Annotated in this window: 13 protein-coding genes; 7 read left to right on the top strand and 6 right to left on the bottom strand. The window is 62.2% G+C overall.

The genetic code is table 11. The features are described from left to right. Positions 1 to 141 precede the first annotated feature (141 nt). Together LQ215_RS28195 and sthA are read left to right on the top strand one after the other, a co-directional pair. The gene (locus LQ215_RS28195; RefSeq protein ID WP_230153541.1) at positions 142 to 1,131 is read left to right on the top strand and encodes an FAD:protein FMN transferase; all 990 of its coding nucleotides are present in this window, start codon (positions 142 to 144) and stop codon (positions 1,129 to 1,131) included. Between the two features lie 211 nt (positions 1,132 to 1,342). Further along, positions 1,343 to 2,737, top strand: a complete 1,395-nt coding sequence (gene sthA / locus LQ215_RS28190) for a Si-specific NAD(P)(+) transhydrogenase (RefSeq protein WP_003183399.1) — start codon at positions 1,343 to 1,345, stop codon at positions 2,735 to 2,737. Between the two features lie 42 nt (positions 2,738 to 2,779). Here sthA and LQ215_RS28185 read toward each other — a convergent pair whose 3' ends face one another. Both LQ215_RS28185 and LQ215_RS28180 read right to left on the bottom strand, forming a co-directional pair. Then, on the bottom strand, positions 2,780 to 3,502 hold the full coding sequence (locus tag LQ215_RS28185) for a glycerophosphodiester phosphodiesterase (RefSeq protein WP_018604880.1): 723 nt from the start codon (positions 3,500 to 3,502) through the stop codon (positions 2,780 to 2,782). Further along, positions 3,499 to 4,095 carry a PilZ domain-containing protein gene (locus tag LQ215_RS28180; RefSeq protein WP_230153540.1) on the bottom strand — a complete coding sequence of 199 codons (597 nt, stop codon included), beginning with the start codon at positions 4,093 to 4,095 and terminating at the stop codon, positions 3,499 to 3,501. The genes LQ215_RS28185 and LQ215_RS28180 overlap by 4 nt, the downstream gene beginning before the upstream one ends. A gap of 94 nt (positions 4,096 to 4,189) precedes the next feature. On the opposite strand from LQ215_RS28180, the gene LQ215_RS28175 reads away from it, so the two are divergent. From LQ215_RS28175 to LQ215_RS28165, 3 genes are all read left to right on the top strand, one after another. Beyond that, positions 4,190 to 5,440, top strand: a complete 1,251-nt coding sequence (locus LQ215_RS28175) for a lipoprotein-releasing ABC transporter permease subunit (RefSeq protein WP_230153539.1) — start codon at positions 4,190 to 4,192, stop codon at positions 5,438 to 5,440. Between the two features lie 7 nt (positions 5,441 to 5,447). Next, positions 5,448 to 6,131: a lipoprotein-releasing ABC transporter ATP-binding protein LolD gene (gene lolD / locus LQ215_RS28170; protein ID WP_162843734.1), complete on the top strand. Its 684-nt coding sequence runs from the start codon at positions 5,448 to 5,450 to the stop codon at positions 6,129 to 6,131. Positions 6,132 to 6,194: 63 nt separating this feature from the next. Then, a complete protein-coding gene (locus tag LQ215_RS28165; protein WP_230153538.1) occupies positions 6,195 to 7,439 on the top strand; it encodes a lipoprotein-releasing ABC transporter permease subunit in 1,245 nt (414 codons plus the stop codon). An 80-nt stretch (positions 7,440 to 7,519) separates the two neighbouring features. Here the strand turns inward: LQ215_RS28165 and LQ215_RS28160 are convergent, their stop codons facing one another. Both LQ215_RS28160 and LQ215_RS28155 read right to left on the bottom strand, forming a co-directional pair. Then, positions 7,520 to 8,872, bottom strand: coding sequence for a heavy metal sensor histidine kinase (locus tag LQ215_RS28160; RefSeq protein ID WP_230153537.1), 1,353 nt, complete (start codon positions 8,870 to 8,872; stop codon positions 7,520 to 7,522). Further along, on the bottom strand, positions 8,869 to 9,549 hold the full coding sequence (locus LQ215_RS28155) for a heavy metal response regulator transcription factor (RefSeq protein WP_003199682.1): 681 nt from the start codon (positions 9,547 to 9,549) through the stop codon (positions 8,869 to 8,871). Before LQ215_RS28155 ends, LQ215_RS28160 begins: the two co-directional genes overlap by 4 nt. A gap of 157 nt (positions 9,550 to 9,706) precedes the next feature. On the opposite strand from LQ215_RS28155, the gene copI reads away from it, so the two are divergent. Together copI and queF are read left to right on the top strand one after the other, a co-directional pair. Next, entirely contained in the window at positions 9,707 to 10,282 is a 576-nt protein-coding gene (copI, locus tag LQ215_RS28150) for a copper-resistant cuproprotein CopI (protein WP_230153536.1), read from the top strand. Positions 10,283 to 10,343: 61 nt separating this feature from the next. After that, positions 10,344 to 11,174, top strand: coding sequence for an NADPH-dependent 7-cyano-7-deazaguanine reductase QueF (gene queF / locus LQ215_RS28145; RefSeq protein WP_230153535.1), 831 nt, complete (start codon positions 10,344 to 10,346; stop codon positions 11,172 to 11,174). 195 nt (positions 11,175 to 11,369) lie between these two features. Here the strand turns inward: queF and LQ215_RS28140 are convergent, their stop codons facing one another. Both LQ215_RS28140 and LQ215_RS28135 read right to left on the bottom strand, forming a co-directional pair. Beyond that, entirely contained in the window at positions 11,370 to 11,633 is a 264-nt protein-coding gene (locus LQ215_RS28140; protein WP_230153534.1) for a DUF4404 family protein, read from the bottom strand. Between the two features lie 109 nt (positions 11,634 to 11,742). Next, complete coding sequence (locus LQ215_RS28135; protein WP_230153542.1) at positions 11,743 to 12,345, bottom strand: HAD family phosphatase; 603 nt, start codon at positions 12,343 to 12,345, stop codon at positions 11,743 to 11,745. Positions 12,346 to 12,348 lie beyond the last annotated feature (3 nt).

Raw genomic sequence — 12,348 nt, 5'->3', positions numbered from 1 at the left:
GTCATATTGATGCTGGCTGTTCCACCGCTATCGCGAGCAAGCTCGCTCCCACAGGGGTTTTTGCATGCGCTGGAGTTCATAATGGCCGGCGCGGTTTTGAGGGGAGATGAAGATTTGTTAACTGGACGATGGATTGGGCTTATGGTGCTGGCCGGCGTGTTGTCAGGTTGCGGCAGCGGCGACACCCTGGAGCGCTTCGACGGCCCGACCATGGGCAGTCACTATTCCATTCAGTACGTCAGACATCCCGCCGGGCCCGCTGTGAAAACGGTGCAGGCCGAAGTGGAAAGCATCCTCGCCGAAGTGGACCGGCAACTCTCGACCTATCGCAGCGACTCGGACATCGAGCGTTTCAACGCGCTGCCGGCCAACCGCTGTCAGGTCATGCCTGGCCCGGTCCTGGCGTTGGTCCGCGTGGGTGAGCAGTTGTCGGTTCAAAGCGACGGCTCCTTCGACCTGACCGTGGAGCCGCTGCTGAACCTGTGGGGCTTCGGTCCCCAGTCCCGGGAAGAAAAAGTACCGACCGCTGAAGCCTTGACCTTGGTGCGCCAGCGCGTCGGCCATGGTCATTTGCGCATCGAGGGTGATCGGTTGTGCAAGGACGCCGCGGTGGAAGTCGACTTCAACAGTATCGCCGCAGGCTATGCCGTCGACCGCATCGCCGCCAGGCTCCAGGCCCTGGGCATCGACAGTTACCTGGCCGAAGCTACCGGTGAACTCAAGGCCGCAGGGCACAAGCCCGATGGTTCGGCCTGGCGTATTGCCCTGGAAGAGCCCCGGGACGACCGGCAAGTGGCCGAGCGTGTCATCGAGGTCAACGGCTACGGGGTTTCCACCTCGGGCGACTACCGTAAATATTTCGAACAGGGCGGCAGGCGTTATTCCCACACCTTTGATGCACGTACTGGTGCGCCGGTCCTACATAACCTGGCGTCAGTCACGGTGATTCATCCTTCAGCGTTGATGGCCGATGGACTATCGACGCTGTTGCTGATTCTCGGTCCTGAACGGGGTTGGGACTATGCCGAAAAGCATGGCGTCGGGGTATTTTTCGTGTTGCGCGATGGCAATGGCTTTGTCACACGTACCAACGATGCGTTTGAACGGATCAGCAGCGGAAAACCCCAATGATGACAGCGCTGTGAAAGGTTACCTGTGGCGAAATAGCACAGGCAAAACTAGCCTACGACGCGACCAAGGGGTAATGTGCGCGGCGTTGACGCTTCTATAGACTGTGGCCGGGCTCGTGAACCGGCCCCAAATTGTTCCTTCATGCCGCCGGCCGGCATGATTTAGCCGTCGGTGCCAAGTGAGGCGCCACGGCCTGTTCTGAGGAGTACGCATGGCTGTCTACAACTACGACGTGGTGGTACTGGGCTCCGGCCCGGCGGGGGAAGGCGCGGCAATGAACGCGGCCAAGGCAGGGCGCAAGGTGGCGATGGTCGACAGCCGTCGGCAGGTCGGCGGCAACTGCACCCACTTGGGGACCATCCCGTCCAAGGCCTTGCGTCACTCGGTCCGGCAGATCATGCAGTTCAACACCAACCCGATGTTCCGGGCCATCGGCGAACCGCGCTGGTTCTCCTTCCCGGACGTGCTCAAGAGCGCCGAGAAGGTGATCTCCAAGCAGGTGGCCTCGCGCACCGGCTACTACGCCCGCAATCGCGTTGACGTGTTCTTCGGCACCGGCAGCTTTGCCGATGAGCAGACGGTCGAAGTGGTCTGCGGCAATGGCGTGGTCGAGAAGCTGGTGGCCAAGCACATCATCATCGCCACCGGTTCGCGCCCGTATCGCCCGGCCGACATCGATTTCAACCACGCACGTATCTACGATAGCGACACCATCCTGAGCCTGGGTCACACCCCGCGTAAGCTCATCGTCTACGGCGCTGGCGTGATCGGTTGCGAATACGCCTCGATCTTCAGCGGCCTGGGTGTGCTGGTGGAACTGGTGGATAACCGCGGCCAGTTGCTGAGCTTCCTGGACTCGGAAATCTCCCAGGCCCTGAGCTATCACTTCAGCAACAACAACATCACCGTGCGCCACAACGAAGACTACGACCGCGTCGAAGGCGTCGACAATGGCGTGATCCTGCACCTCAAGTCCGGCAAGAAGATCAAGGCCGACGCCTTGCTCTGGTGCAACGGCCGTACCGGCAACACCGACACCCTGGGCCTGGAAAACATCGGCGTGAAGGTCAACAGCCGCGGCCAGATCGAAGTCGACGAAAACTACCGCACGTGCGTGCCGAACATCTACGGTGCCGGTGACGTGATCGGTTGGCCGAGCCTGGCCAGTGCCGCCCACGACCAGGGCCGTTCGGCCGCCGGCAGCATTGTCGACAACGGCAGCTGGCGCTTCGTCAACGACGTCCCGACCGGCATCTACACCATTCCGGAGATCAGCTCGATCGGCAAGAACGAGCAGGAGCTGACCCAGGCCAAAGTGCCGTACGAAGTGGGCAAGGCCTTCTTCAAGAGCATGGCGCGGGCGCAGATCGCTGGCGAGCCGCAAGGCATGCTGAAGATCCTGTTCCACCGCGAGACCCTGGAAGTGCTGGGCGTGCACTGCTTCGGCTACCAGGCCTCGGAGATCGTGCACATCGGCCAGGCGATCATGAACCAGCCGGGCGAATTGAACACGTTGAAGTACTTCGTCAACACCACGTTCAACTACCCGACCATGGCCGAAGCCTATCGGGTAGCGGCCTATGACGGGCTCAACCGGCTTTTTTGAGCGGCTCCGGCCGGTGGCCTGAGCCGGCCGGGGAGACCGATTTCAGCAATTCTCGAGGGTGGCAGTGGCCAAACCGGGAAAGTCTGTAATCAGGCTGTCAGCGCCAAAGTCGGCGAGCCTGCGCATCAGCGCGGGCTCGTTGACGGTCCACACCGACACATGCAGCCCCTGGCGCTGCGCCTTGACCAGGCGCTCCGGCGTGCACAGGGTCCAGTTCAGCGCCAGAATCTCGCAGCCGTAGCTCTGGGCGACCTTCAACGGGTCGAGCCAGGCGTATTCGGCCACCAGTCCGCGGGAGATGTCCGGGGTCAGGTCCAGGGCGGCCTTGAGCACTTCCCGGGAACTGGACGTGATGGTGATCTTGTCCAGCAGCCCGAAACGCTGGGCCATTTCGCGGATGCCCAGCACCGTGGCGGCGGCGCGGGTGCGCGAGGCGCTCTTGACCTCCAGTTGCCAGTGCTCGAAATCACACTTCTCGAACAGCTCCTCCAGGCGTGGGATCGGGCACGGCTTGATCCAGCCCGGGCCACCCTTGCGCGCATCGTAGGTCACCAGCTCGGCGGCGGTATGCTCGACCACCTTGCCCCGGCGATCGGTGGTGCGCTTGAGGGTCGGGTCGTGGATCACCATCAACTCGCCGTCCATCGAAAGGTGCAGGTCCAGCTCGCAGCGGCGTACGCCGTGCTTGAGGCACTCCTGAAAGCCGGTCAGGGTATTTTCCGGTGCTTCGCCCTTGGCGCCGCGGTGGCCATAAATGAGGGTCACGGTTCTTCCTTATTGATACCTGAGTCGTTCTGTTCCCGGGCCAGGCGACGCTCTTGCGCCTGTTTCTGCAGGATGTAGCGGGCCAGCAACTGGCGCTGGGCGTCGGTCGGGCGTTCGAACTCGGTGCCGACGTCGTAGCCGTCGCCCTTGGGGTCGCAGTGGGTGACCCGCGCCCGCAGCAGCAAGCCGAGGGCTTGCGGCATCAGCACCAGCTTGATCGACAAGTGGGCGCCGACGGCGATCGGCGTGGGGTATTGGAAGTCGATGCCGCCTTCGGAAATGATCACCGGCTGCGGCTCGCCGATTTCACCGAGCACCGTCAGGGCGATGACCTGGCTGAGCAGGTCGATGCGTTTGTTCATTGTCTTGAGGTACGCCACGATGCTGCGTTCGCGCTCGCTGATCTGGCGCAGCAGGTGCTGTGACTCGAATTCGCTCAGGTGCAATTCACTGAGCAGATTGAACAATGGAGAAGCATCCTGCAACACTTCCTGGCCAGCAGCTTCAGGAATGGACAGGGGCCGAATTTCCAGTGCGATCGTGTCCTCGATACGGTAGTATTCGCGGCGATCTTCTTCATCTAATGTCGACATGGCGAACCCATGGTAGCGGCGGTGGTCTGAGTGTAAAGCTGGTTTGTGACCCCCGCCACAAGGACGTTCCTTTTCCCTCCGAACAAGCCCCGACATGTTCAGACCTCTCTTCGTATTTATAGGCACGCGTTATACCCGTGCAAAGCGTCGCAATCATTTCGTATCGTTCATTTCCCTGACGTCCATCATCGGGCTGGCCCTTGGCGTGGTCGTGATGATCGTCGTGCTCTCGGTGATGAACGGTTTCGACCATGAGATGCGCACCCGCGTGCTGGGCATGGTGCCCCACGCGACCCTCGAATCCGGCGAAGCCATCAGCGATTGGCCGAGCCTGGCGGCCAAGGTCAAGCAGAACCCGCAGGTGCTGGCCGTGGCGCCGTTCACCCAGATGCAGGGGCTGCTGACCCACGACGGCAAGGTGTCCAAGGTCTTGCTCAATGGCATCGACCCCGGGCTTGAGCGGCAGGTGTCGATCATCGACAACTTTATGCAACAGGGAAAACTCGATGACCTGGCGCCAGGCAGTTTCGGCATCGTCATCGGCGACAAGGCCGCGGCCAAGCTCGGCGTGGCCATCGGCGACAAGCTGACCTTCGTCGCCCCGGAGGTCACTGTGACCCCGGGCGGCATGTTCCCGCGCATGAAACGCTTTACCGTGGTCGGCATTTTCCATGTTGGCGCCGGCGAGCTGGACGGTTACCTGGGCGTCACCAACCTCCAGGACTTGGCGCGCCTGCATCGCTGGAAGCCGGACCAGGTCCAGGGCCTGCGGTTGAAGTTCGACGACCTGTTCCAGGCCCCGCGCGTTGCGTGGACCATCGCCCAGCAGCTCGGCGAAGACCGCTACTACGCCCGGGACTGGACCCGCACCCACGGCAACCTGTACCAGGCGATCCGCATGGAAAAAGCCATGATCGGCCTGCTGCTGTTGCTGATCGTTGCCGTGGCGGCGTTCAACATCATCTCCACGCTGGTGATGGTGGTGAACGACAAGAAGGGCGACATCGCCATCCTGCGTACCCTCGGCGCCACGCCGGGGCAGATCATGCGGATCTTCATGGTCCAGGGCACGGTCATCGGCGTGATCGGTACGTTCGTCGGCGCCCTGGTCGGGATGTTCGCCGCGCTGAATGTCAGCGCCGCGATTGCCGCCCTCGAAGGCCTGATCGGGCACAAGTTTCTCAACGCCGACGTGTACTTCATCGACTACCTGCCATCGCAATTGCAGGCCGATGACGTGTTGATGGTCTGCGGCGCCGCGTTGGTCCTGAGTTTCCTCGCCACCCTGTATCCTGCCTGGCGTGCCGCGCGCACCCAGCCTGCGGAGGCGTTACGTTATGAGTGAGTCGGGCATGAGTGAAAAAGCAATCTTGAGCTGCCGTAACCTGGGCAAATCCTACGAGGAAGGTCCGGAGTCGGTGGTGGTGTTGTCGGGCCTGCAACTGGAGTTGCATCCTGGCGAGCGCGTGGCGATTGTCGGCACCTCCGGGTCGGGCAAAAGTACCTTGCTCAACCTGCTGGGTGGCCTGGATACGCCGACCGCCGGCAGTGTCTGGCTGGCGGGCGAAGAACTGTCGGCGCTGAACGAGAAGGCCCGTGGCTTGCTGCGCAACCGTTCCCTGGGTTTCGTCTACCAGTTCCACCATTTGCTGCCCGAGTTCACCGCGCTGGAAAACGTCTGCATGCCGCTGTTGATCGGTCGCACGGCGATTCCTGAGGCCCGTCAGCGCGCCACGGCATTGCTGGAGCGGGTAGGGCTGGGGCATCGCCTGGAGCACAAGCCGGCCGAATTGTCCGGTGGTGAGCGCCAGCGCGTGGCGATTGCCCGGGCCCTGGTCAACAAGCCTGGCCTGGTGATGCTCGACGAGCCGACCGGCAACCTCGACTCCCACACGGCCCAAGGCATCCAGGATTTGATGCTGGAACTCAGCACGTCGATGCGCACCGCGTTCCTGGTGGTGACCCACGACATGAACCTGGCCCGGCAGATGGACCGCGTCCTGCACTTGCAGGAAGGTTGCCTGACACCCATCTGACCGACCGAAACCCGGCGTTTGCGACACACGCCGGGTCTTTTATTTTTATACGGTGCCCCGCGAATGTTCAGACCGTTATCGATCTTTATCGGCACGCGCTATACCCGCGCCAAGCGCCGCAATCGCTTTGTTTCGTTCATCTCCATGACCTCGATGATCGGCCTCGCCCTGGGTGTGCTGGCGATGATCGTGGTGTTGTCGGTGATGAACGGCTTCCAGCGCGAAATGAGCTCGCGCATCCTCGGCATGGTGCCCCACGCCACTATCGTCGGCGTCAATCCGATCGACGATTGGCAGCCGGTGGCCGCCGCGGCGCTGAAAAACCCTGAAGTGACCGCCGCCGTGCCGTTTACCGAGATGGAAGGGATGCTGAGCCATAAGGGCTCGATGCAGCCGATCCAGATCAGCGGCGTCGACCCGGCCCAGGAAGGCAAGGTGTCCATCGTCGCCCAGCATATCGTCCAGGGGCGTCTCGATGCGTTGAAGCCCGGGGAGTTTGGCGTGGTGATCGGCGAAATCACCGCCCGGCGTTTTCGCCTGAACGTCGGCGACAAAATCACCCTGATCGTGCCGGAAGTCAGCACGGCCCCCGGCGGCATCACCCCACGGATGCAGCGACTGAATGTGGTGGGTGTGTTCAAGGTGGGCGCCGAGCTGGACGGCTCCATGGCGCTGATCCACCTGGCCGATGCCGCGCAGATGCAGCATTGGCAGCCGAACCAGGTGCAAAGCGTGCGCCTGGCGGTGAAGGATTTGTACGCGGCGCCAAAGGTCTCCGGTGACATCGCCACCAGCCTTGGCGCGGCCTACAAGGCCGACGACTGGACCCACACCCAGGGCAGCCTGTTCAGTGCCATGAAAATGGAAAAAACCATGATCGGCTTGCTGTTGCTGATGATCGTCGCGGTGGCGGCGTTCAACATCATCGCCACCTTGATCATGGTGGTGAACGACAAAGGCGCTGATATTGCGATCCTGCGCACCATCGGCGCCACGCCGCGGCAGATCATGGCGATCTTCATGGTCCAGGGCACGGTGATCGGCGTTGTCGGCACGCTGATCGGTGGCGTGTTGGGGGTGATCGCGGCGCTGAACGTCAGTGCGCTGGTGGGCTGGCTGGAACGGGTCAGCGGCCAGCACATCTTCAGTTCCGACGTGTATTTCGTCAGCAACCTGCCGTCTGAGCTGCAGCGTGGCGACGTGGTGCTGATCTGCTCGGCCGGGTTCATCCTGAGCTTCCTCGCCACCGTGTATCCGGCGTGGCGTGCGGCGAAGATCGAACCGGCGCAGGCGTTGCGGTATTCCTGATACGACACAGACCGCTGTGGCAGAAGGGCAAGCCTTGCTCCCACAGATAAGTTCCTGTGCCACAGGGAGGGGCGTCGGGCTCAATCGCCCTTCGGCAACTCAATCAGGAACCGCGTCCAGCCATCGGCCGATTCACAGCGAATCTGCCCGCCATGGGCACGGATGATCGAGCGGGTGATGGCCAGTCCGAGCCCTGCGTGTTCGCTGCTGCCTTCCTGGCGGGCCGGGTCGGCGCGGTAGAAGCGGTCGAACAGGCGCGGCAGCAAATCCGCTGCAATCCCCTCGCCACTGTTTTCCACGCTGATGTTCACCCCTTGAGCCTCATCGACAATCCGCACCCGCACTTCGCCGTCAACGGGGGTGAAGCGCAGGGCGTTGTCCAGCAGGTTGGAAAGGGCCCGGCGCAGCATGTTGCGGTCACCCTCGATGCGGCCATCACCCTCGCGGCTCAAGCGGACATTGGTGTCTTCGGCCAGGGGCGCGAAGAAGTCCAGCAGCGCGTCCACTTCTTCGGCCAATTGCAGCGGTTCGCGATTGAGGGCCAGCAGGCCGTGGTCGGCCTTGGCCAGGTACAGCATGTCGTTGACCAGTTGCGCCATCCATTGCAGCTCTTCGAGATTGCTGTGCAACGCCTCGCGGTAATCCTCCAGGGGGCGTTCGCGGGTGAGGGTGACCTGGGTGTGGGTCAGCAGGTTCGACAGCGGCGTGCGCAACTCATGGGCGATGTCGGCAGAAAACGCTGAGAGCCGCTGAAACGCATCGTCGAGGCGTCCGAGCATGGCATTGATGCTGTGGGCCAGTTCCGCCAGTTCGGCGGGCATTTGCTCTTCGGGCAGTCGGGCACTGAGGGAGCGGGCCGAGACACTGCCGGCAATGGCGCCCATGCGCCGCAAGGGGCGCAGCGCGCGGCGGGCGGCCCAGGCGCCGAGCAGGGCGGTGGCCAGGGCCGAAAGGCCGACGGTCAGCCAGATCAGGCGCTGCATGCGTTGCAGGAAGTGCTGGTGATGGGTGATGTCCAGCAGCAGGGTCAGTTGCGGCGAATCGGCCCGATCGGAATACAACGGCGCATTCAGCACCCGGTAATCGGTGTCGGCATCGCTGAGCGTCGACAGGCCGGGGCGCTCTGGCAATTGAGCCGGAATCCGGATCGAGCTGTCGTACCAGCGCACGCCATCGCTGCCCTTGATGCGCAGCGCCAGGTCGGCCTGGCGGCTCAGCTCATCTTCCAGGCGAGCCTGGGTCTGCTCGGCGTCGAGGTCTTGCAGGGCCCGGCGCAGGCCGATCAGCTTGCCTTCAAGCAGTTGCTGGTCCAACTCGATGAAATGTGCCTCGCTGCCACGGCTGAACAACACCCCGGCGAACAACGACACCACGGCGGTGCAGGCGGCGAACAGCAGCGCCAGGCGACTGCTCAGCGACCACCGGCCCCTCACAGGCTGCGCTCTTCAAGCACATAGCCCATGCCCCGCACGGTATGGATCAGTTTGCTGGGAAAGTCATCGTCAATCTTGATTCGCAGGCGCCGTATCGCCACTTCGATGACGTTGGTGTCGCTGTCGAAATTCATGTCCCAGACCTGGGACGCGATCAGCGATTTGGGCAGCACTTCGCCCTGGCGGCGCAGGAGCATTTCCAGCAAGGCGAATTCCTTGGCGGTGAGGTCGATGCGCCGGCCGCTGCGTTCGACACGACGGCGGATCAGGTCCAGGCGCAAGTCGGCCAGTTGCAGGCTGGTTTCCTGTTGCGTCGAACTGCCTCGACGCAACAGGCTGCGCACCCGTGCCAGCAACTCGGAAAAGGCAAAGGGCTTGACCAGGTAATCATCGGCGCCCAGCTCCAGGCCGTGTACCCGATCCTGTACCGCATCCCGCGCGGTGAGAAACAGCACCGGAGTGTCCAGCCCGGCGCCACGAACGGCTTGCAAAATCTGCCAACCATCGCGGCCGGGCAACATCACGTCGAGGATCAGCAGGGCGTATTCACCGCTCAAGGCCAGTTGCTGGCCGGTGATGCCATCGGCCACCAGGTCGGCGTTGAACCCGGCTTCGCCCAGGCCCTGGCGCAGGTATTGGCCGGTTTTGGTTTGGTCTTCGACGATCAGCAGTTTCATGGGCAGCTCAGGGCAGGGTTTGAACGTGGGCGTTATACCGCGGCGAACATGGCCGTGGCGTAACCTGACAGAGTTGTAATGCAACTGTCAGTCAATTGGCAGCCGCACCGATCTAGAGTCTTGGGCAAGTTGAACCTTACCTTGTCGGAGTATGAACATGTTGATGGTAAACCGTCTGATCCTGGCCGCCTCTGCGTGGGTATTGAGTACCTCGTTGTGGGCATCGCCCGGCGCGCACTTTGATTTCGGCCAGCCCGCACCGGCGGCCAAGGCCAGTCGCACCATCGAGGTGGTGATGGGCGACATGTCCTTCAATCCCGGTACGCTGGATATCAAGGCGGGTGAGACAGTGCGGTTCGTACTGATCAATAAAGGCCAGTTGTTGCACGAATTCAACCTCGGTAACGCCGCGATGCACGCCCAGCACCAGCAGGAAATGCTCAAGATGCAAGAGAGCGGCATGTTGACGCCGACCGGGATGAAGCCGGGAATGGACCATGCCTCGATGAATCCGGCCTCGATGAATCCGGCCTCGATGAATCCGGCTTCGATGAAGCATGGTGGCAAAGACGGCATGATGCGCCACGACGACGCTAACAGCGTGCTGGTCGAGCCGGGCAAGTCCGCCGAGCTGACCTGGGCTTTTGGCAAGGCTACCCGACTGGAATTTGCCTGCAATGTCCCCGGTCATTACCAGGCCGGGATGAAGGGCGACCTGACAGTCAGTCAGTAAGCACTCAAAGGCTGCGGCAAAGGCTGATAGAATCGGCTGATTCTTCAGTCAGGTTTCCGTCATGCATCCCGCAGCCGAACATTCGCCGCTGGGCAAATCCAGCGAATACATCGCCACGTACACACCGTCACTGCTGTTCCCGATCCCGCGCACCGCGAAATGGGCGGAACTGGGCCTGACGGCCGACACCCTGCCGTACAAAGGCGTGGATTTCTGGAACTGCTTCGAGCTGTCGTGGCTGCTGCCGTCCGGCAAGCCGGTGGTGGCCATCGGTGAATTCGCGATCCCGGCGGATTCGCCGAACATCATCGAGTCCAAATCCTTCAAGCTGTACCTCAACTCCTTGAACCAGACCCCGTTTGCCGATACCGCGAGCCTGGAAGCGACCTTGCGCCAGGACCTGTCGGCAGCTGCCGGCAAAGCAGTGGGCGTGCGGATCCGCAGCCTCAAGGACGTGGAGCGTGAAGGCATCGTGGCGTTGCCCGGTGCCTGCATCGACGATTTGGACATCAGCGTCGACTCCTACGCGCACCCGCGCCCGGAGCTGCTGCGTTGCGATGCTTCGCGCATCGTCGAGCAAAGCCTGCACAGCCACCTGCTCAAGTCCAACTGCCCGGTGACCAGCCAGCCAGACTGGGGCAGCGTGGCGGTGGAATATCGCGGTGCGGCCCTGGACCCGGCCAGCCTGCTGGCCTACATCGTCAGCTTCCGCCAGCATTCGGATTTCCATGAGCAGTGCGTGGAGCGGATCTTTCTCGACCTGCAGCGGTTGCTCAAGCCGGAAAAACTGACGGTGTATGCGCGGTATGTGCGTCGGGGCGGGCTGGATATCAACCCGTATCGCAGTACCGAAGATGTCCAACTGCCGAACCGTCGCCTGGTCCGCCAATAATCCCCCTTGTGGGAGTCAGCTCTTGTGGGAGCGAGCTTGCTCGCGATGAGGGCGGCACATCCCACATTGAGGTTGGCTGACACATCGCTATCGCGAGCAAGCTCGCTCCCACAGGGGCCCACAGGGGATTGCATTTCAGGTCGTGAAACTAAAAAGCCCCGCTAGCGATAGCAGGGCTTTTTGCATTTAAAGGGTTCAGATCCCCATGTTGCCCAAGGTCTGCACGATGTTGCGCAAGGTCCCGGCAAGGGTGGGGTGCTCCAGCTCGAAGCGCTCGACAGCCAGGTTCACATTGTCAGCGAGGTTGGTGTCCTGTGTTTTGTTTTCCAACTCAAGCTCAAGTTCGATCTGTTGCATCAGCGAGTGCAGGTCAGCGCGCTCGACTTCGGAAAGCGGTGGATTCTGTTCCAATTGCTCGCGCAGTTTGTTGAGCTGTTCTTGCAATTCGCGGGCAGGCATTGGCGTACTCCCTTTATTGATAGGCACTGCCATGGACCGCGACGCCGGGTCAAAAGTCCATGACCTGCCTTAAGAGTAATCTACCCTCGTGCTCCCTGCATGATCCCGGTCATGGCTTCTCGCCTTTGAGCCGACGCAGGCTGATGTCCGCCAGGCAAGTGTCGAGTTCGCCCAGGTGATCGATCACTGAATGCACCCCCAGGCCGAACAATTGCACGGTGGCCTTGGCGCGCTTGGTTTCCCGTTCCTGTTGGCTCAGCGCCTGCCATTCGCCAGGCGCCAGGCCACACAGCGAGCCGCAGGACGCCAGGCCGATGGTCCATAAACCGGCGTTGAGCCCTGACTGCAACAACCGGGGTTCGCCACTGACCAACACGCAACCGTCCAATTGTTGAACGTTCAGCGCCATCAGCGCCTGCCAGCAGGCATGTGGCGCCGGCCAAGGATTATTTGTTGCAGGAAGTTGCGGCGGTTTGACCCATGCCGGCAACGAGGCCGCCAAGGCATGGCTGACGGCAGGCGGCAATTCATCGAGCCAGGCGCAGGGGATTTCCTGGCGCTGCAAGTGGTGCAAGCTCTCCAGGGCGCCCGGTGTTGGCTGCGCATGCTCGACCGGCGCTGCCCCTGGCTGACGGATGCGCGCGCCGAAATCCACCAGGCATCCGCTCAGGCCAAACAGTACGGCGGTCAGGCTCGGGGCGGGGAGGGGCACGGC

The sequence above is a fragment of the Pseudomonas brassicacearum genome (assembly GCF_918698105.1).
Classification (GTDB): Bacteria; Pseudomonadota; Gammaproteobacteria; order Pseudomonadales; family Pseudomonadaceae; genus Aquipseudomonas; species Aquipseudomonas brassicacearum_F.
The sequence above is the reverse complement of the archived record's forward strand: the minus strand, read 5'-3'. Positions and strand labels throughout refer to the sequence as shown.